Here is an 18,571-nt window from a genome sequence, read left to right as displayed (position 1 = left end):
AACTGAGATCGCTCAATTTCGGTTTCGAGCCCAAAGCGGTCGCCTGCAAACGCTCCCGATGTCACGCTGATGTTAGTGATGAATTCGCTACAAAGCTGTTTTCTCCCTACAGTGCCGAACAGCAGGACTTTCAGGTGCTGGTTGCCTGTAACGCGTGCCGTGTGTTGCCGATCTAAAATTTGCTTCCGTTAAAGTAAGCAATGTCATGACCCACCAGCGCATCTACGATCAGTTTGTTGCCGACCGTCGCGCCTAGCCCGTGCCAGACGGTTACATCGAAAATCACTACATCCTGCCGCATCGCTGGGTGCATCAGACGATCCATCGATATTGATTTACCTGACCGCAGAAGACCACTTTTTTGCGCATGTGATCGTCGCCAGGTTTACAAACGGCGCGGGTTTTGGGTTGCGTTAGAAAGATTGCTTCCTGTAGTTCTAATCAAATTGTATTAGGTCGCGGATTTCGGCAGCCGCTTCCATACATTGGCAATACGGAAAAAGGCAAGCAAATGATATACTTAAAAGATATCAATCTGATCTTCATAAAACCTAGAAAAGTAGCAGGAACATCATTTGAGATAGCTTTGTCCCAGTATGCAATGGAAGGTGATATCATCACGCCGATCTCGAAAGATGACGAAGCAACCCGTCGCGCTTTAGGGTTCAGAGGTGCGCAAAACTACTTAAAAGCACGCAGTGAATACTCGTTGAGTGATACAATTCGGTTTCTATCAGGAAGAGGTGCACCAAAAAAATACTTCAATCACATCGATGCGAAAGAGTTGCGAGAACGCCTTGGGGCGAAAGTGTTTGATAACGCAAAGAAAGTGTCAATTGTAAGAAACCCCTATGACAGAATAATATCAGCATATTACTGGGCAACACGCAAAAACGCGACCCGTGATAGCAACGGTTTCTCTGAATGGGTGCGTAACAACCCTCAAGTTCTTCGCAAAAATTATGAACATTACTTCATTAATCGGGAATTCATTTTGGATCACGTTGTCAGATACGAAAATCTTCTTGAGGATTGCCTTTCTCTTGAGAGCGAAATTCCTGCATTGGCAGGTCTATCGGATTCGATAAAAAACACTCAGGCAAAGGGAGGAACTCGACCGAAAGGGCGTAATGTTAGCGATTATTATCTCGAGGCCGGCGATCTGGTGTCTAGTGTTAAATTCTATAATCGTGAGATTATCGATATGTTTGGCTACGAAACTCCATAGCGCGAGCCAGATCGTCTCAATGCCGCTCCGAAGGCACCCGGGATCATTGCAGCGCAAAGTGGCCGCTCGGGGTGATCAAGGAAGCAAATACGGCGAACAGCAGCAAGGTCCATACCACCGGCATTGGCTAACGTTCACCTGATGCCGGTCTCAATAACCCGAGAACCGCCATGGCAAACCTCATAGGCACACCTGTCTGTTCGCCCCAACAACCCGCCACACGCCCAACCAACTGACAATTCAGACGGCACCACTGCTCATTTTGGTCAATTCGCAGCGTCAACATGTCATTTGCGCATTGCATTGATCCAAAAATTCAGCCCTATTACCGCACCAACACCTTTCACAAGACATGGACTGCCCGTGACAGAAGCCGCTCCCGTCATCGAGATCAGGAACCTGCATAAAAGCTTCGGAAATCTCGAGGTGCTCAAGGGAGTGGACATTACCGCCCATCGCGGCGATGTGGTGTCGCTGATCGGATCATCGGGATCCGGTAAATCCACCCTGCTGCGCTGCTGCAATCTGCTGGAAGACAGCCAGCAGGGCGAAATCCTCTTCAAGGGCGAGCCGGTCAGCTGGTCGGGACAAGGCAACGCCCGCCGCCCGGCCGATCCCAAACAGGTGCTGCGCATCCGTACCAACCTGTCGATGGTGTTTCAGCAGTTCAACCTCTGGGCCCATATGACCATCCTGCAAAACGTGATGGAGGCTCCGGTGACCGTGCTGGGTCGCGACAGGGCCGAGGTCGAGGACAGCGCCCGCAAATATCTGGAAAAGGTCGGCATCGGCGACAAATGCGACGTCTATCCGGCGCAGCTGTCGGGTGGCCAGCAGCAGCGCGCCGCGATTGCGCGTGGTCTGTGCATGGAGCCCGAGGCGTTGCTGTTCGATGAACCCACGTCGGCGCTGGACCCGGAACTGGAACAGGAAGTGATCAAGGTGATCAAGGATCTGGCCGCCGAAGGGCGTACCATGATCATCGTGACGCATGATATGAAGATGGCGGCGGATATCTCCAGCCACGTCGTGTTCCTGCATCAGGGCCTGATCGAGGAAGAAGGCTCGGCCGAAGACATTTTCACCGCACCTGAATCCCAACGGCTTCAGGGCTTTCTCTCCGCCACTCAGGCGGCTTAACCAACGGACAGAACCAATAAGGGGAGTAACAATGAAAAACCTGATTCTGACCACCGCAGCACTGGCACTGACCGCCGGTGTCGCCATGGCCCAAACCGTGCGCATGGGCACCGAGGGCGCCTACCCTCCGTACAACTTCATCAACGATGCCGGTGAGATCGACGGCTTCGAGCGTGACGTGGGTGACGAGCTGTGCAAGCGCGCCAATCTGGACTGCGAATGGGTCAAGAACGACTGGGATTCGATCATCCCGAACCTGGTTTCGGGCAACTACGACACCATCATCGCCGGCATGTCGATCACTGATGAACGCGATGAAGTCATCGATTTTACGCAGGACTACTACCCGCCGACGGCTTCGGCCTATGTCGCTACCTCTGACTCGGCAGATGTAACCGGTGGTGTTGTTGCAGCGCAAACTGCCACCATCCAGGCGGGTCACGTCGCCGAATCCGGTGCAACTCTGGTTGAATTCGCGACCCCCGAAGAAACCCTCGCAGCCGTCCGTAACGGCGAAGCTGATGCTGTTTTGGCGGACCGCGACTATCTGGTGCCGCTGGTCGAGGAATCGGGTGGTGAACTGGTCTTTATCGGCGACCCGGTTCCACTGGGCGGTGGTGTCGGCATGGGCCTGCGCGAAAGCGACGGTGAATTGCGCGGTAAGTTCGACGAAGCCATCACATCGATGAAGGCAGACGGCACGTTAAACGAAATGCTGATCAAGTGGTTTGGTGAAGGTATCGCCACCTATGGCGCTGACGGTACGGTCATCACCAACTAAATCCTGACCTAACTCGGACCGGCGCCTCAGTGCCGGTCCGATGCCGGCCTTGCCGGAACAGACGTTCGAAAGACGCCATATGTTCTCCTACTGCGCTGATCCTGACACGCTGGGCACGTTCCGCTGGTTCTCGTGCTATCTGACCAATGGCGTCCACTGGTCGTTCTACCTGTCCTTCCTCAAGGTGCTTGGTTTGCTGGCCGTCACCGCCCCCGTTGCGCTTGGCTTCGGATTCGCAGGCGCCATGGCCGCCAGATCGCATGTTCCGCCGCTCAGCTGGCTGGGCAAAGCCTATATCGCCATCGTGCGCGGCGTCCCCGATATCGCCTTCTTCCTGTTCTTCGTGATCGCGCTGGATCAGGGCTTTGAATGGCTGCGCCACAAAGTGCTTTGCCCCGACTGGACCGATCCGGTGCGGCAGGGCAATGACTTCATCGTCTGTCAGGCCGCCAAACTGCCGCTGGGTACCGCGCCCGAATGGGTACACGAGACCTATGGCTTCTTCCTTGCGGTCATCACCTTTTCAATCGTCTTCGGCGCCTTTGCCGCCAACGTCCTGTTCGGCGGTATGCGCGCCGTGCCACACGCCCAGCTGGAAACGGCCGAGGCCTATGGCATGACCCGCCGTCAGACCTTCTGGCGCATCCTTGTGCCGCAAATGTGGGTCTATGCCCTGCCCGGCCTCAGCAACCTGTGGATGGTGCTGATCAAGGCCACACCGCTGCTGTTCCTGCTGGGGATCGAAGATATCGTCTATTGGGCGCGCGAGTTGGGCGGCACCAAAACATCGCGCTTCACCGACTATCCCCATGGCGACTGGCGCATGTGGTACTTCCTCGCTCTGCTGATCTTCTACCTCGGCATGACGCGTGTATCCGAGATCGGGCTTGAGAAACTGATGCGCCGGCTGTCCCACGGTCAGGCCACATCCGGCGGAGAGCTGCTGCGCAAGGAGACCACCGCATGAGCTGCCTCCAGACCATTCAGGACTATGGCCTGCGATCCCTTGGCTATGGCGAACGCCTTCTTCCCAAGACCGATTTCACCCTGTGTGAGCATTTCACCCTGATCGGCTCGGGCATGATCTGGAATATCTATTTCGGCATCATGGCGATGGTCACTGGATTTTTCCTCGCTACCGCGCTGGCCGTTGGCAAAGCTTCATCTAACAAATGGCTGCGCAAGCCGTCCGAATGGTTCATCTTCCTGTTCCGCGGCTCACCGCTCTTTATCCAGTTCTTCTTCGCCTATTTCTTCTTCCTGTCGCTGAAGAAACCCTATCCGATGTTCGACGCCTTCACCTCGGCCTGGCTGGGGGCGCTGATCGTGCTGTTCCTGAACACATCCGCCTATTCGGGCGAGATTTTCTATGGCGCGCTGCGCTCGATCCCCAAGGGTGATATCGAGGCAGCGGATGCCTACGGCATGACCGGCTGGTCCCGCTTCCGCCGGATCGTCTGGCCGACCATGCTGCGGCTCGCCTGGCCCGCTTACACCAACGAAGCAATCTTCGTGTTCCAATCCACCACGCTGGTCTTTTTCTCGGCCTTCCCCGCCTGGCAACAACGCGGAGATGCGCTCTATTACGCCAGCTATTTCGCGGACAAAACATTCAACCCGTTCATTCCCTACCCGATTCTGGCGTTCTATTTCATCTTGCTGACGCTGGTGATCGTCTGGTGTTTCGGCAGGGTCAACAAGCGCCTGAACCGGCACTTGCCCGAGGCCAGAAAAGCCAAGATGCGGTTCCGTCTGAATCTGGCGCGCTAAGCCCACGCCACAGGGTTCAGCCGGAACAGTTTCGAAAGCTGCTCATAAACCTCGGGCACCTCGTGCTGCAGGGCGCGGGGGCGTTCAAAGAACACCTCGACCGAAACGGCAAAGAACTCCTCATGGCCCGTTGCGCCATAAGGGTCGATGACCGTATGCCGCCCGCTTTCAACCGCTCGCACATGCGCGTCATAGGCGGTCAGGAAGACTTTCTCCCATTCGGCAAAGCTCTGTCCCTCGCTCAGGATCGGCACGCCATTGGTGCCGCCGGACAGGTCATCTATCTGATGCGCGAATTCGTGCAGCACCACGTTCTGCCCGTCCCGGTCATCCAACGCGCCCTGCTGGCTGTGGGCCCATGACAAAATGACCGGCCCGCGATCCCAGCTTTCGCCGGTGCGCACGATCTCTTTCTCGGTCACGACATAACCTGAATGCCGCTGCTGCTTTGACTTGAACGCATTGGGATAGATCAGAAGCGTCGTCAGATTGTCGTACCAAAGGTCGCTGTTGATCACGAGCAGGCAGGCCTGCGCCGCAATCGACAGTTCCATCTCTTCGGTCACCTCCAGCCCGTCACATCCGTAAAAGCTCACCTGATCCAGAAACAGGTTCACCTTGCCATCCAGATGCTGCCGCAGCGGCGGCGGCAGTCGTCGGATGATCGGCACCTGACGGTCAATGATATCGCGCTGATGCGGATTGAGCGGGGTCGCCAATAGCGCGTCACGCGCCCGTCTTTTCGACCAGAGGTAAAAAGCCAGACCTCCGGCGATCAGTAACAGAATGGTAAGCAAGATGAACATGATGAGAGAATATATGCATCACTTGGCCGGGCACAATCGACCGTCAGGTCTTGTACAACACATAAGACTCCGCCTCCAGACAGGGGACAACACGGACATTTTCCGAAACCGCAAAAGGCGGCGGGATATGGCGGGCAATAATTTGATCAAATTTCGTGACAACGCGCCGGACCTCCTTTAAACCTGCAGGAACACGAGCAACGGAGCCCCAATATGGACCTCAGCGCCCTGCACACATTCCGCGTCGCCGCCTGCGACCTGAACGGCCAGATGCGCGGCAAACGCGTGCCTCCCTCCTACGCTGAAAAGCTGGAACAGGGGGCCGTGCGCATGCCGTTTTCGGCGCTGAATGTCGACCTCTGGGGGGCGGATATCGAAGGCAGCCCGCTGGTCTTCGAAAGCGGCGATGCCGATGGAGTTCTGCGCCCGACCGAGCGTGGAGCCGTCCCGATGCCGTGGCTGGAAACACCCTCTGCACTGGTGCCGATGTGCTTGTATGACGACAACGGAACGCCCTTTCCGGGCGACCCGCGGCACGCTTTATCTGCTGTCTTGAACCGCTATGCCGAACGCGGCTGGTCGGTGATCGCAGCGACCGAGCTTGAGTTCACTTTGCTGGATTCCTCAGGCGCCGAACCCCAGCCACCGATCAACCCCGTGACCGGGCGCAGGCTATTGGCAGAGTCGGTTCTCTCCATGGCCGAGATGGACGCATTCGATGCCTTTTTCACCGAGCTTTATGACGGCTGCACCGCCATGGGCATCCCCGCCCAGACCGCTATATCCGAAAGCGGCATAGGTCAGTTCGAAATCAACCTGAACCATCAGGACGCCCTGCGTTGCGCCGACGATACGTGGCTTTTCAAGGCTTTAACACGCGGTCTTGCGCGCAAACACGGCTTTACAGCGACTTTCATGGCCAAGCCTTATGCGCAGGATGCGGGCAACGGGATGCATGTGCATTTTTCGGTGGTCGACGCGCAGGGCAAGAACGTCTTTGACAATGGCGGACCCGAGGGAACCGATGTGCTGCACTCAGCCGTGGCCGGATGTCTGGCGGCGATGCCGGGTTCAACGCTGATCTTTGCGCCGCATGGCAACTCTTATACGCGGCTGGTGCCCGGCGCGCACGCGCCGACCGGGGCCAGCTGGGCCTATGAAAACCGCACCGCCGCACTGCGTATTCCGGGCGGGGCGCCCGCCGCGCGACGCATCGAACACCGCGTGGCCGGAGGGGACATCAACCCCTATCTGATGCTGGCGGCAGTACTCGGGGCGGCGCTGGTCGGGATCGAGGACAACATGCAACCGCCTGCCCCGATCTCGGGTAATGCCTATGAGATCGAGGGCCTGCCGCAACTGGCGGCGGACTGGTCTGCGGCCATTTCCGCCTTCGAGACCGACCCCGTAGTTGCCCGCATCTTCCCTGCCGATCTGATCCGTTATATGGCGATGACCAAACGGCAGGAAATCGCGCGCTTTGCGGATCTGCGGCCCGAAGACCACTGGCTCAGCTATCTCGAGGCCGTATGATCCCCTTGCCCGGCAGTCCGCGCTCCGCTAGAGTTAATTTGATCAAATTTGGTGACCCATGAAAATCGGCATCCTTGTAACCGGCCATCCACCCGATGAATTGTATGATCAATTTGGGGAATATGATGGTATGTTCCGCGCTTTATTGGGCGGGAACGGCTTTGAATTTCAGACATATAAAGTCGTCGACAACCAGTTCCCCAACGATGCCCATCAGGCCGATGGCTGGGTCATCACCGGATCGCGCCACGGTGCCTACGAGGATCATCCGTGGATCCCAAAGCTCGAACAATTGATCCGTGACATTCAGGCGACCGGCAATCCGCTGATCGGTGTCTGCTTTGGTCATCAGATCATTGCGCAAGCCCTTGGTGGGAAAGTGGAAAAGTTCAAAGGGGGTTGGGCCATCGGGCGCACTGAGTATGCGTTTGATGATCAAACTGTCACGCTGAATGCGTGGCATCAGGATCAGGTCACCGAAGTGCCCGAAGGCGCCAGGGTGATGGGGACAAACGACTTTTGCCGCAACGCCATGATCTCTTATGGCGATACGATCTGGACCGTGCAGGCCCACCCGGAATACGGCAATGATTTCATCCAGGGCCTGATGGAGACACGCGGCAAGGGCGTCGTCCCCGACGATCTGATGCAGGCCGCTGCCAACCGCAGCGACGCCCCGGACGATAACAATAAAATCGGGCGCTACATGGCTGAGTTCCTGAAGAAAGCGAGGGCCTGATGGCCGACTGGAAAGACGAACTGCCGCAAGCGGCACGCGCTTATATCGACGGGCAGCGGCTGGATGAGGTCGAGTGTATTATCTCGGACCTGCCCGGCATTGCGCGTGGCAAAGCCGTTCCTGCGTCGAAATTCGCCAAACAGGCCTATTTCCATCTGCCCGACAGCATCTTCTATCAGACCATCACCGGCGACTGGGGCGAGGCCGCCGGTGAAGACGGATTCATCGAACGCGACATGATCCTGAAGCCCGATTTCTCGACAGCCTCCGCCGCGCCCTGGACCGGCGATTGGACGTTGCAGGTGATCCATGACGCCTATGACCGCGACGACAACCCGATCCCCTTCAGTCCGCGCAACGTGCTGAAACGCGTTGTGCAACTCTATCACGACAAAGGCTGGAAACCGGTTGTGGCCCCCGAGATGGAGTTCTTTCTGGTCGCCCCAAATGTCGATCCGGCGCAAGAGATCAAGCCGATGATGGGCCGCTCGGGCCGACCGGCTGCGGCGCGGCAAGCTTATTCAATGACTGCTGTCGATGAGTTCGGCCCCGTAATCGACGACATCTATGATTTCGCGGAACATCAAGGGTTTGAGATTGACGGCATCACCCAGGAAGGCGGCGCTGGTCAGCTTGAGATCAACCTGCGCCATGGCAACCCGGTCAAACTGGCCGATGAGGTGTTCTATTTCAAACGTCTGATCCGCGAAGCTGCGCTGCGTCACAACTGCTTTGCCACTTTCATGGCGAAACCGATTGAAGATGAGCCCGGCTCGGCCATGCATATCCACCATTCGATCATCGATATGGAAACCGGTCAGAACATCTTTTCGGGTCCGCAAGGAGGCGAAACCGACGCTTTTTATCACTACATTGCGGGTCTGCAGAACCACCTGCCCGCAGGTCTGGCCGTCATGGCCCCCTATGTGAACTCCTACCGCCGTTATGTGAAGGACCACGCCGCACCAATCAATCTGGAATGGGCGCGCGACAATCGCACCACCGGTATCCGCGTGCCGCTATCCGGACCCGAAGCGCGCCGGGTGGAAAACCGCATCGCAGGCATGGACTGCAACCCCTATCTGGGCATCGCGCTGTCGCTGGCCTGCGGTTATCTGGGCCTGACCCAGCAGGAACGTCCACGCCGTCAGTTCTATGGCGACGCCTATGAAGGGGACGGAGACATCCCGCAGGTCATGGGCAACGCGCTGGACCTGTTTGATCAGGCCACCGCCCTGCATGAGGTGCTTGGCCCAGAATTCGCCCGCGTTTACGGCATCGTCAAGCGCGCCGAATACGAGGAGTTCCTGCAGGTCATCTCTCCGTGGGAGCGTGAGCATCTGCTGATGAACGTCTGAGGTCCGCGATGAATCTGCTTTATGCCAACGACCGCAAGGCCGAGTTTCCGGCCAGTTGGTACGCTGCGACGGCCAATCCGATGGATCGGTTTCCTGAACTGTCAGGCGACATAAAGGCGGATGTCTGTGTGGTCGGCGGGGGGTATACCGGCTTGTCCGCCGCTCTGCATCTGGCCGAAGCCGGGTTCGATGTGGTTTTGCTCGAGGCGCATCGCGTGGGTTTTGGCGCGTCGGGCCGCAACGGTGGCCAGTTGGGCAGCGCGCAGCGGATGGATCAGGAAGACCTTGAGCGGCTGGTCGGTAACGATGACGCCGCCAAGCTGTGGGATCTGGCCGAGGATGCCAAGGATCTGGTCAAATCGCTGATTGCAAGGCACCAGATCAACTGCGATCTGAAACCGGGCGTGGCCGTTCTGGGACTTAGCCATGGGGAACAGCAAGAGCTGCATGAGCACGCGGCGCATCTGTCCAGCCGCTATGGCTATGATCAGATGGAGATTCTGGACGAAGGCGCAGGGCACGCGCTCTGCCCCTCGCCCACCTATCGCGGCGGGTATCTGGATAAGGGCGCTGCGCATTTGCACCCGTTGAACTTCGCCTTGGGCCTGGCGCAGGCCGCCGCCAATGCCGGCGTGCGAATCTTCGAAAGCACCGAGGTCTCCGGCATCGAGGAAACAAGCCCGGCGACCGTGCACACAGCGCAGGGCACGGTAACTTCCGACCATGTCATTCTGGCCTGTAATGGCTACTTAGGCGGCCTGAACGGCAAAGTGGCAACGCGGGTGATGCCGATCAACAACTTCATCGCCGCAACCGAACCACTGGGCGCTGACGCGGCCCGCGTTCTGACACAGGACGTCGCAGTCGCCGATACCAAGTTTGTGGTGAATTATTTCCGCCTCAGCGCCGATAACCGCCTGCTGTTTGGCGGTGGCGAGAGTTATGGGTATCGCTTTCCGTCCGATATCGCCGCCAAGGTGCGCAAACCGATGACCGAGATCTTCCCGCATCTGCGTGATGTCAGGATCGATTACGCCTGGGGCGGCACGCTTGCGATCACCATGCGGCGGATGCCCTATCTGGCGCGGTTGGCCCCCAATATCCTGTCGGCATCGGGCTATTCCGGCCACGGCGTGGGTACGGCCACCCATGCCGGGCAGTTGATGGCATTGGCTGTTCAGGGTCAGGCCGAGGGTTTTGACACCATGGCCCGTGTCCCCGCCCTGCCATTTCCCGGAGGCCCCGCTCTGCGCAGCCCCTTGTTGGTGCTGGCGATGACGTGGTTTGCCCTGCGCGACCGTCTGGGGCTTTGATCACAGCAATAACGACAGTTAGGTGAAATTTTGCCAAAGGCCAAAACAGGCCTTGGTTTGGCCATTTTTCGATTTTATAATTACCAAAGATACAATTCGGGAAATCCAAATATGACGCTTGTACCCAACGTTCATGACGCCGAACCCATCCCCGCCGCCGCACGAGATGCCATTGATGCTTTGATGCAATCAGGCGACCTGTTCCGCTATACTGCACCCCAAGACGCGCCGGTTGCGCTGCTTGAAGCCGAGTTTGCCGCGCTGTTGGGCAGCAAATACGCGCTGGCCGTGTCGTCCTGCTCAGCCGCGCTGTTTCTGTCGCTCAAAGCTCTGGGGCTTCCCCGAGATGCACAGGTGTTGATCCCCGGATTTACCTTTGCCGCAGTGCCGTCCTCGGTCGTTCATGCGGATTGCATTCCGGTTCTGTGCGAGGTCGGGCAGAATTACCGCATCGATATGACCGATTTCGCGGCCAAGCTGGACGGTGTGCAGGCAGTGATCGTCAGCCACATGCGCGGCCATACCTCGGATATGGACGCGATCATGGAACTTTGCGACGCGCGCGATATCCCCGTGATCGAAGATGCTGCCCACTCGCTGGGCACCACGTGGAATGGGCGCAATATCGGAACCATCGGCAAGGTCGGTTGTTTCTCGTTCCAGTCCTACAAGATGATCAATGCCGGAGAAGGCGGCATCCTGATCACTGACGATGCCGATCTGGTTGCCCGTACGGTCATCATGTCCGGCGCATATGAGCACAACTGGAAGAAACACGCGGGCGCACCCGAGCTTGAGCTGGCCTTTGCCCGCTGGCAGAACCAATTGCCGCTTTATAATCTGCGGATGAGCAATCTCAGCGCCGCCGTGATCCGCCCGCAAATTCCTGAATTGGCGCGTCGGGTCCGTGACGGGCTGGAGAACCATGACTATGTTGCGGGCCGTCTGAACACGTCGCCTCATATCGACGTGCCGGCGCCGCTGACACCTGAACGCCGTGCACCCGATTCGATCCAGTTCAATCTGGTGGGCCTTGGCGAGGATGACATCAAAGCCTTCGCCGCAGCCGCTGATGCGCGGGGCGTCAAGGTACAGGTCTTCGGCCTGAGCCAGGACAATGCGCGTGCTTTCTGGAACTGGCAATTCCTGCCCGAACAGGTCGACCTGCCACAAACCCGCGCCATGCTGATGAGCGCCTGCGACGTGCGCCTGCCCGTGCGTCTGACGCGTGATGAACTGGACGTGATCGCGGATATCCTGCTGGCTTCGATCGGAGAAGTGGTCGGTCCGATGCCGGTCTATGGCACCTGATCAATTCCCGATCAGATCAAACGCCTGAACCGATAAAAACAACGCGTCGATCCCATCCGGGGTCGGCGCGATGCGCGATAATATCGCGGCAACCGCCAGGCCCCGGTCGGTCGCAACCAGCAGCGGAGCGCCGGAATCCCCCATCATGACAGGGCAAATCGCGCTGAGCAGATTGTTCCCGAGCATTTGAGGCGCACAGAGCCCGGTACGGCTCAGCACATGTGGGCGAAGGCCGGGATAGCCTGCAACAAATCCTGCAAGGGGGGCATCCGTGGCGATGGAGAAGAACCCAAGTTCTGCCCCTAACGGGTCGGACAATTCCAGCACCGCCCAATCCAGATCGGTACGGTTGTCGAATGCTCCGTCTGCACCTTGCGCTGGGGCCAGCCGATAAGCGATGACATCTGACACCGCGACAGCTTCACCGCGCTGATAGCCTGCGGCGAAGCGGATGCTTGAAGGCGGTATCCAGCGCTGACGGACAGAATTATAAAGGCAATGCGCCGCCGTAAGCACCAGCTGTTCGGATATCATAACGCCCGTGCAGTGCGACCGCTGGCTGCGGCTGGCGAAATTGACACGCCCCACAGCTTGCCACGGTGCCTCGGCAGCATTCAGAATTTCGCGATCCCGGATGTCTGCACAGCCAGCCGAGGCATCCTGCCCCATCGTACAGATCGGCTGCCACAGGCCCGAGAATTGACCCTGCGCCAGCGCCGTGTGCGCCCAAAGCAGCGCCCCGATCACAAGCAGCCAGCGCATCGGGCCAATCAGCTGAGTTTTGACAATTTCTGCTGCAATTCCGCGAGTTGCTTTTTGATGTCGTCCAGATCTTCTTTGGGTTCCGACTCTTCCTGCTCACCATCCGAGCCCGACCATTTGCCGGACAGCCCGCCGGTCATGGCCTTCAGAAACGCCTGTTGCTGCGCCTGCATCGCGTCGAAGCCCGGCATCTGCGACATCGGGTTCATCGCGTTCATATTTTCCATCATCTTGGACTGGCTTTCGCGCAGCATCTCGAATGAGCTTTGCAGGAATTGCGGCATCATGCCCCCGCCTGGCACCATATAGCTGCGGACCAGATCGTTCAGCACATTGACCGGCAACACATTCTCGCCCCGGCTTTCATGTTCGGCAATAATTTGAAGCAGATACTGTCGCGTCAGATCATCCCCGGTTTTCAGATCGATGATCTGAACTTCGCGTCCATCGCGGATGAAACCGGCGATATCTTCAAGCGTGACATAGTCGCTGGTCTCAGTGTTATACAGCCGACGGCTGGCATAGCGCTTGATCAGCAACGGCTTTTCTTGGTCTGACACCTTGTACCCTCCCCAAGGATGATGCGTTGCAGCGCAGGTTATGCGACTGCAGAACAAAAAGAAAGGGCAGGTCAAACGACCTGCCCGCAGCGATTGCACCATTTGGGAGGAATGGGTGCACTATCGCAGTCTAACCTTACTTGGTGGTTGCTGCTTTCTTTGCGGCAGCAGTCACCTCGTTGGTGGCTTTCTTGACGGCCGAGGTTGCTTCTTCGGCTGCGTCTTTGCCAGCCGCCATCAGCAGCTCAACGGTTTCGGTCTGAACTTTTTTCGCGATCTCGGCGAAAGCGGCCATGTTTTCGGCAGCAACTTCAGCCGACGCGCTTGCGAAGTCGGTTGCGGCTTTTGCGTAGTCGGCAGGCTCTGCCTTTGCTTTCGACATCTCGGTCAGCTTGGCCAGGGTTTCCTTGGTCCATTTGTTCGAGATTTCAGCCGACTTCTCAGCTGCGTCCAGGGCAACGCCCGACAGCTTTTCGTTCAGCGATGCGGTCGATTTGAACGCGTCTTCCAGAGCGCTTGTGTCAACCGGGAATGCACCCATCATGTCTTTCAGGGTCGCGGTAAAGTCTTGGGTCTTTGCCATTGTCCTAATCCTTTTAGCCTGTCCGGGCCCACCCCGGGTTTCATCAGCTTGAGGACAATATGATTGCTGCATCGCAGCATTGCAAGTTTTTTCTTGCTGCAATGCAGAAAAATGTGAGTTTCAAAATGATATCAGCGGTTTGCCTTGACCAAAACATAGGTCCCCGGCGCCGGGCACAGGCGCGGATGGTCCGAATCGCCGGTGTCGCGGGCCGGAACCTGCTTGCCGGAGCGCTTCTTCAGCCACGCCTCCCACATGGGCCACCAGGACCCTTCATGGAAGTCGGCCTCTTTCAGCCAGGTATCGGCATCCGCTTTCAAGTCCGGGTTGGTATAGTGGCCATATTTCTTCTTGCTGGGCGGATTCACGATGCCCGCGATATGACCCGATTCCGAAACCACAAAGGTTTTGGACTTCGACCCCATCTGCTGCACACCACGATAGCAATCCTTCCACGCCGCGATGTGGTCCGTCTCGCAGGTGATGGCCATCAGGGGCACATCGACATCCTTGATATGCAGCTTATGCCCCAACAACTCGAACCCATCGGTGACGAAATCGTTGCTTTGGCACAATCCGCGCAGATACTGGATCGCCATACGGCCCGGCAGATTGGCGCCGTCGCCGTTCCAATACAGCAGATCGAAAGCGGGCGGCGTTTCGCCCATCATGTAGTTGCGAATGGCCGGTGTATAGATCAGGTCCCGAGACCGTAGAAAGGACATCGTCCGCCCGATGATCCATGCTTTCAATATGCCATCTTTCGAGACCTGATCCTCGATCCCGTCCACGAAATCATTCTGCAGGAAGGGTGTGAATTCACCCTGCTCTCCGAAATCCGTCAGCGTGGTAAAGAAGGTCGCCGACTTGATCGATTTGTCGCCGCGCTGCTTCAGCAGAGAGAGGGTCAGGTTCAGTGTCGTACCCGCAATGCAATAGCCCACCGCATTGACCTGCTTGACCTTGCAGATTTTCTTGGCCTCTTCGATGGCGGTCAGGAAACCTTCCTGAATGTAATCCTCCATCCCGATATCGGCATGAGAGCTGTCGGCGTTCACCCAACTGACCACAAACAGAGTATAGCCCTGCTCGGTCACCCATTTGATCAGGCTGTTCTGGGCTTTCAGGTCCAGAATGTAGAATTTGTTGATCCATGGCGGGAACAGGACGATGGGCGTTTCGTGCACAGTCTCGGTCACCGGTTTGTACTGGATCAGTTCCATCATCCGGTTGCGATAGACCACGTCGCCCGGTGTCGTGGCGATATTGCCGCCAATCTCGAACGCGCTTTCATCGGCCAACCGGACGACCATCTCGCCATCGTTGGCCTCAAGGTCCGACACCAGATTTTCAAGGCCCTTGATCAGAGACTGGCCTTCGGTCTCGATCGCCTTTTCCAACGCATCCGGGTTGGTCGCCAGAAAGTTCGTCGGCGCCATCATGTCGATGATCTGTTGCGAGAAGTATTGAAGGCGTTGCTTATCCTTGGTCTCCAGATCCTCGACCGACGCCACCGCCTGCGAGATAGCCTCGGCATTGGTTTGGTATTGCTGGCGGATCAGGCGGAAATAGGGGTTGGTCTCCCACATCGGGTTTGAAAACCGCTTGTCCTTGGGCTGGGTATCGGGCGCTTCGCCGTCGCCGCTTGTCAGGGTTTTCTGAGCCTCGGCAAAGTTAAGAACCGACTTGCCCCAGTATTCGATCTGATGCTCAAGCAGCTTGGTCGGGTTCTGAAAAGCTTCGGCCCAGTAGGCCGTTGCTGCTTTTGCAAAAAGCTCTTGATTCGGACCGTCCAGCGCGGGAGTGTGCGGCGTTTTGCCGGCCATGACTTCGACAAGACGTTTGGACAATTCTTCGACCTTGCCCATATTTTCCTTAAGTCGTTCAATATGTTCTTCGGTCAATTTCGGCGTCTGGTCGTCAGTAGTTGTCATTTTAACAATTCCCACCTAATCTCGCTGCTATGCAGAATAACGTCGTGGGCGTCGGGGGGCAAAGCGACGAATGGTCCAAACTCTCACGCTGATACGCAGGAGACACATTCGATGCGCTACATGATGACCTACGACCTGATGGAAACCATGCGTAACACCAATCAGTGGCTTGGTGCAACTGCCAGTGCGATGGCGTCCTATCCGATGTTTTCAATGACACCCAACCCCGCCTTCAACTGGATGGCGGCCTGGGGTGAGGTGACCGAGCGCACGTTCCAACGCATGGTGGTCAAGCCGGACTGGGGCATCCGCACCTTCACCTGCGAGGACGGCAAGGACCATCTGGTCGACGTCACCACGGTTCTGGAACGCCCCTTCGGCGATCTGATCCATTTTCGCGTCAACGGGCGCGAGGAACAACCGCGCAAGGTTTTGTTGGTGGCACCGATGTCCGGCCACTATGCCACGCTGCTGCGTTCGACCGTCAAAAGCCTGATCGTCAATTGCGAAGTTTACATCACCGACTGGCATAATGCGCGTGACATTCCTGTTTCCGAAGGCAAGTTCGATGTCGAGGATTATACGCTCTACCTTGTCGATTTTATGAAGGAGCTGGGCCCCGACACACACGTCGTAGCCGTCTGCCAGCCAGCCCCCCTGACCTTGGCCGCAACCGCCTATCTGGCCGAGGTCGAGCCCAAAGCACAGCCCAGCACTCTGACCCTGATCGGTGGCCCGGTAGACCCCGACGCCACCCCGACCGAGGTCACCGATTTCGGCCGCCGCGTGACCATGGGGCAGTTGGAAGAGACCATGATTCAGCGGGTCGGGTTCAAATACAAAGGCGTGGGCCGGATGGTCTATCCCGGACTGCTGCAACTGGCCTCGTTCATGTCGATGAACGCCGAGCGTCACAGCAAGGCCTTCACTGATCAGATCCAGCGCGTGATCCGGGACGAAGCCTCGGACCATGACGCCCATAACCGGTTCTATGATGAATATCTGGCGGTGATGGACATGACGGCCGAGTTCTATCTGTCGACGGTCGAGCGTGTGTTCAAAAACCGTGAGATTGCGCGCAACGAATTTGTCGTCGCCGGGCATAAAGTGGATATCGGCAAGATCACCGATGTTGCGGTGAAGTCAGTTGAAGGTGCGAATGACGATATCTCGGCCCCCGGCCAGTGCATCGCGGCACTGGACCTGTGCACCGGCCTGCCCGACAGCAAGAAGGCCAGCCATGTGGAACCCGGTGCGGGCCACTATGGCATCTTCGCCGGTCGCAGCTGGCGCGACAACATCCGCCCGCTTGTGATTGATTTCATGAACGAAAACAGCCGCAAGAAGCCCAGACGCCGCGCCGCCAACAGCAACAAAGTTGCATGAACCAGCCTTCCGCAGGTGCCGTTCCCTTTTCCTGTACCTGCGGTGTCCTGCAGGGTTACATAACGCCCAAGGGTGTCAAACGCGGCACCCATGTCGGGTGTTACTGCCATGATTGCCGTGCGGCGCAGCTGTATTTCAAACAACCCGACCCTGCCCCCGACCCGGTCGATATCCTGCAAACCACGCCCGAAGACATCCGCATCGAAACAGGTGCCGAGCGTCTGGCGGCCATGCAACTCGGCCCGAAGGGAATGTTGCGGTGGTACGCAAGCTGCTGTGATGCACCGCTGGCGACCACGCCTCAGACTGGCAAGCTTCCGTTTGCGGGTTTTATAGTCAATCGTATTGCCGACCCGTCCACATTGGGACCCATCACCACACGTGGGTTTGTGCCAAAACCGGACGGCAAGCAAAAGCACGAGAACCTGAGATATGCGGCAATCGGATTGATCAGACGCGTGCTTGGATCACGCCTGTCGGGCAGCTGGAAAACATCGCAGTTCTTCGCGGCAGACACCGCTGCACCGGTCGTTACGCCGATTATCATGACCAAGGAACAGCGCGCGGCTTATTACGGCTAGAGCAATCGCAGCGACACCTTCAGCCAATCCCTCAACGCGGCATTGACTGCGTCCGGGGCCTCTAACATCGGCAAATGACCCGCGCCCTCCAGTACCAGTAGTTCGGCTTCGGGAATGAGTTCCGCCATGAACTGATGTTTCCTGACCGGCGTCAGATTGTCATGCGCGCCGCACAGAACCAGTGTCGGCACCTTGATCAGACGCAACGTGGCCTGTTGGTCCGGCCGGCGCTGCAGCGCGCGCATCTGTCGGACGAACAAGTCAGACCCGAGTTCATTGGCCATCCGGATCGTATCCTGCAGAATGGATATCCGCTGCGGCCCCGGAGCCAGCGTATCCGAGCCGATCACCTTATGCATCACTTCGTCCAGCCGCCCGGCTTGCGCACCGATTATCAGTTCTTCGCGATCTGCTGCGATATGCGGCGTATCGGCCTGCGCATCCGTCGCCATCAGACACAGGCGCGTGACCCGGTCCGGGGCACGGCGGATCAGTTCCAGCGCGACAACGCCCCCCATGCTATGCCCTGCTAGCGCAAACCTGTGTGGCAGTTGGTCCAGCAGACCCGAGGCGATCTCTTCGATCCGCTCTCCGCCCGAAATCGGCGCAACGGTCACCGCCCTGTTTTGCGACAGCCGTTCGATCTGCGGTCGAAACAACCGTGCGTCACTCATCAATCCGGGTAGCAGAACCAGCGGCTCGATCACGCGGGGCCTCCTTTGGTCGACGGTTCCAACGTTCTTGTTTTGCCTAAGGATGAGAGTTTTGCCATCGCGCGGCAAGCGC

At 57.8% G+C, this 18,571-nt stretch carries 19 protein-coding genes; 12 read left to right on the top strand and 7 right to left on the bottom strand.

Features of this window, described 5'->3' with window-relative positions:
• Window positions 1–172: 172 nt before the first annotated feature.
• The gene (locus ACR0K9_RS03145) at window positions 173–325 is read right to left on the bottom strand and encodes a hypothetical protein (RefSeq protein ID WP_480820702.1); all 153 of its coding nucleotides are present in this window, start codon (window positions 323–325) and stop codon (window positions 173–175) included.
• Window positions 326–511: 186 nt separating this feature from the next.
• Between ACR0K9_RS03145 and ACR0K9_RS03140 the strand changes: the two genes are divergently transcribed.
• From ACR0K9_RS03140 to ACR0K9_RS03120, 5 genes are all read left to right on the top strand, one after another.
• Window positions 512–1,228, top strand: coding sequence for a sulfotransferase family 2 domain-containing protein (locus ACR0K9_RS03140; protein WP_480820700.1), 717 nt, complete (start codon window positions 512–514; stop codon window positions 1,226–1,228).
• 363 nt (window positions 1,229–1,591) lie between these two features.
• Window positions 1,592–2,368: an ABC transporter ATP-binding protein gene (locus tag ACR0K9_RS03135; protein WP_480536156.1), complete on the top strand. Its 777-nt coding sequence runs from the start codon at window positions 1,592–1,594 to the stop codon at window positions 2,366–2,368.
• A gap of 31 nt (window positions 2,369–2,399) precedes the next feature.
• Window positions 2,400–3,149: a transporter substrate-binding domain-containing protein gene (locus ACR0K9_RS03130; RefSeq protein WP_480820698.1), complete on the top strand. Its 750-nt coding sequence runs from the start codon at window positions 2,400–2,402 to the stop codon at window positions 3,147–3,149.
• Between the two features lie 79 nt (window positions 3,150–3,228).
• Window positions 3,229–4,116 carry an ABC transporter permease gene (locus tag ACR0K9_RS03125; RefSeq protein WP_480820696.1) on the top strand — a complete coding sequence of 296 codons (888 nt, stop codon included), beginning with the start codon at window positions 3,229–3,231 and terminating at the stop codon, window positions 4,114–4,116.
• On the top strand, window positions 4,113–4,919 hold the full coding sequence (locus ACR0K9_RS03120; RefSeq protein WP_480820694.1) for an ABC transporter permease: 807 nt from the start codon (window positions 4,113–4,115) through the stop codon (window positions 4,917–4,919). The genes ACR0K9_RS03125 and ACR0K9_RS03120 overlap by 4 nt, the downstream gene beginning before the upstream one ends.
• Here ACR0K9_RS03120 and ACR0K9_RS03115 read toward each other — a convergent pair.
• On the bottom strand, window positions 4,916–5,725 hold the full coding sequence (locus tag ACR0K9_RS03115) for a M90 family metallopeptidase (RefSeq protein ID WP_480820692.1): 810 nt from the start codon (window positions 5,723–5,725) through the stop codon (window positions 4,916–4,918). The genes ACR0K9_RS03120 and ACR0K9_RS03115 overlap by 4 nt on opposite strands.
• Before the next feature lie 213 nt (window positions 5,726–5,938).
• Between ACR0K9_RS03115 and ACR0K9_RS03110 the strand changes: the two genes are divergently transcribed.
• The 5 genes from ACR0K9_RS03110 to ACR0K9_RS03090 all read left to right on the top strand — a co-directional run bounded on the left by ACR0K9_RS03110 (window position 5,939) and on the right by ACR0K9_RS03090 (window position 11,979).
• Window positions 5,939–7,258 carry a glutamine synthetase family protein gene (locus ACR0K9_RS03110; RefSeq protein ID WP_480820690.1) on the top strand — a complete coding sequence of 440 codons (1,320 nt, stop codon included), beginning with the start codon at window positions 5,939–5,941 and terminating at the stop codon, window positions 7,256–7,258.
• A 58-nt stretch (window positions 7,259–7,316) separates the two neighbouring features.
• Window positions 7,317–7,997 (top strand): type 1 glutamine amidotransferase, encoded by a 681-nt coding sequence (locus tag ACR0K9_RS03105; protein WP_480820688.1) that lies wholly within the window; start codon window positions 7,317–7,319, stop codon window positions 7,995–7,997.
• Window positions 7,997–9,355: a glutamine synthetase family protein gene (locus tag ACR0K9_RS03100; RefSeq protein WP_480820686.1), complete on the top strand. Its 1,359-nt coding sequence runs from the start codon at window positions 7,997–7,999 to the stop codon at window positions 9,353–9,355. Before ACR0K9_RS03105 ends, ACR0K9_RS03100 begins: the two co-directional genes overlap by 1 nt.
• 8 nt (window positions 9,356–9,363) lie before the next feature.
• Window positions 9,364–10,668 carry an NAD(P)/FAD-dependent oxidoreductase gene (locus tag ACR0K9_RS03095; protein ID WP_480820684.1) on the top strand — a complete coding sequence of 435 codons (1,305 nt, stop codon included), beginning with the start codon at window positions 9,364–9,366 and terminating at the stop codon, window positions 10,666–10,668.
• A gap of 111 nt (window positions 10,669–10,779) precedes the next feature.
• The gene (locus ACR0K9_RS03090; RefSeq protein ID WP_480820682.1) at window positions 10,780–11,979 is read left to right on the top strand and encodes a DegT/DnrJ/EryC1/StrS family aminotransferase; all 1,200 of its coding nucleotides are present in this window, start codon (window positions 10,780–10,782) and stop codon (window positions 11,977–11,979) included.
• On the opposite strand, the gene ACR0K9_RS03085 is transcribed toward ACR0K9_RS03090, so the two are convergent.
• The 4 genes from ACR0K9_RS03085 to ACR0K9_RS03070 all read right to left on the bottom strand — a co-directional run bounded on the left by ACR0K9_RS03085 (window position 11,980) and on the right by ACR0K9_RS03070 (window position 15,818).
• Window positions 11,980–12,741: a trypsin-like serine peptidase gene (locus tag ACR0K9_RS03085; protein ID WP_480820680.1), complete on the bottom strand. Its 762-nt coding sequence runs from the start codon at window positions 12,739–12,741 to the stop codon at window positions 11,980–11,982.
• 8 nt (window positions 12,742–12,749) lie between these two features.
• On the bottom strand, window positions 12,750–13,301 hold the full coding sequence (phaR, locus tag ACR0K9_RS03080) for a polyhydroxyalkanoate synthesis repressor PhaR (protein WP_480536171.1): 552 nt from the start codon (window positions 13,299–13,301) through the stop codon (window positions 12,750–12,752).
• A gap of 136 nt (window positions 13,302–13,437) precedes the next feature.
• Window positions 13,438–13,884 (bottom strand): phasin family protein, encoded by a 447-nt coding sequence (locus ACR0K9_RS03075; RefSeq protein WP_480536172.1) that lies wholly within the window; start codon window positions 13,882–13,884, stop codon window positions 13,438–13,440.
• A 131-nt stretch (window positions 13,885–14,015) separates the two neighbouring features.
• Window positions 14,016–15,818 carry a PHA/PHB synthase family protein gene (locus ACR0K9_RS03070; protein WP_480820678.1) on the bottom strand — a complete coding sequence of 601 codons (1,803 nt, stop codon included), beginning with the start codon at window positions 15,816–15,818 and terminating at the stop codon, window positions 14,016–14,018.
• A gap of 111 nt (window positions 15,819–15,929) precedes the next feature.
• On the opposite strand from ACR0K9_RS03070, the gene phaZ reads away from it, so the two are divergent.
• Together phaZ and ACR0K9_RS03060 are read left to right on the top strand one after the other, a co-directional pair.
• The gene (phaZ, locus tag ACR0K9_RS03065; protein WP_480820676.1) at window positions 15,930–17,204 is read left to right on the top strand and encodes a polyhydroxyalkanoate depolymerase; all 1,275 of its coding nucleotides are present in this window, start codon (window positions 15,930–15,932) and stop codon (window positions 17,202–17,204) included.
• Window positions 17,201–17,785 (top strand): DUF6151 family protein, encoded by a 585-nt coding sequence (locus ACR0K9_RS03060; protein ID WP_480820674.1) that lies wholly within the window; start codon window positions 17,201–17,203, stop codon window positions 17,783–17,785. The genes phaZ and ACR0K9_RS03060 overlap by 4 nt, the downstream gene beginning before the upstream one ends.
• On the opposite strand, the gene ACR0K9_RS03055 is transcribed toward ACR0K9_RS03060, so the two are convergent.
• Window positions 17,782–18,492 (bottom strand): alpha/beta fold hydrolase, encoded by a 711-nt coding sequence (locus ACR0K9_RS03055; protein ID WP_480536177.1) that lies wholly within the window; start codon window positions 18,490–18,492, stop codon window positions 17,782–17,784. The genes ACR0K9_RS03060 and ACR0K9_RS03055 overlap by 4 nt on opposite strands.
• Window positions 18,493–18,571: the final 79 nt, after the last annotated feature.

This window comes from Ruegeria sp. L12 (assembly GCF_056531745.1).
The sequence above is the reverse complement of the archived record's forward strand: the minus strand, read 5'-3'. Positions and strand labels throughout refer to the sequence as shown.

Coding starts and splice junctions, on each gene's coding strand:
- ACR0K9_RS03145 (WP_480820702.1), bottom strand. CDS start 325: ATGGATCGTCTGATGCACCCAGCGATGCGGCAGGATGTAGTGATTTTC.
- ACR0K9_RS03140 (WP_480820700.1), top strand. CDS start 512: ATGATATACTTAAAAGATATCAATCTGATCTTCATAAAACCTAGAAAA.
- ACR0K9_RS03130 (WP_480820698.1), top strand. CDS start 2,400: ATGAAAAACCTGATTCTGACCACCGCAGCACTGGCACTGACCGCCGGT.
- ACR0K9_RS03125 (WP_480820696.1), top strand. CDS start 3,229: ATGTTCTCCTACTGCGCTGATCCTGACACGCTGGGCACGTTCCGCTGG.
- ACR0K9_RS03120 (WP_480820694.1), top strand. CDS start 4,113: ATGAGCTGCCTCCAGACCATTCAGGACTATGGCCTGCGATCCCTTGGC.
- ACR0K9_RS03115 (WP_480820692.1), bottom strand. CDS start 5,725: ATGTTCATCTTGCTTACCATTCTGTTACTGATCGCCGGAGGTCTGGCT.
- ACR0K9_RS03110 (WP_480820690.1), top strand. CDS start 5,939: ATGGACCTCAGCGCCCTGCACACATTCCGCGTCGCCGCCTGCGACCTG.
- ACR0K9_RS03105 (WP_480820688.1), top strand. CDS start 7,317: ATGAAAATCGGCATCCTTGTAACCGGCCATCCACCCGATGAATTGTAT.
- ACR0K9_RS03100 (WP_480820686.1), top strand. CDS start 7,997: ATGGCCGACTGGAAAGACGAACTGCCGCAAGCGGCACGCGCTTATATC.
- ACR0K9_RS03095 (WP_480820684.1), top strand. CDS start 9,364: ATGAATCTGCTTTATGCCAACGACCGCAAGGCCGAGTTTCCGGCCAGT.
- ACR0K9_RS03090 (WP_480820682.1), top strand. CDS start 10,780: ATGACGCTTGTACCCAACGTTCATGACGCCGAACCCATCCCCGCCGCC.
- ACR0K9_RS03085 (WP_480820680.1), bottom strand. CDS start 12,741: ATGCGCTGGCTGCTTGTGATCGGGGCGCTGCTTTGGGCGCACACGGCG.
- ACR0K9_RS03075 (WP_480536172.1), bottom strand. CDS start 13,884: ATGGCAAAGACCCAAGACTTTACCGCGACCCTGAAAGACATGATGGGT.
- ACR0K9_RS03070 (WP_480820678.1), bottom strand. CDS start 15,818: ATGACAACTACTGACGACCAGACGCCGAAATTGACCGAAGAACATATT.
- phaZ (WP_480820676.1), top strand. CDS start 15,930: ATGCGCTACATGATGACCTACGACCTGATGGAAACCATGCGTAACACC.
- ACR0K9_RS03060 (WP_480820674.1), top strand. CDS start 17,201: ATGAACCAGCCTTCCGCAGGTGCCGTTCCCTTTTCCTGTACCTGCGGT.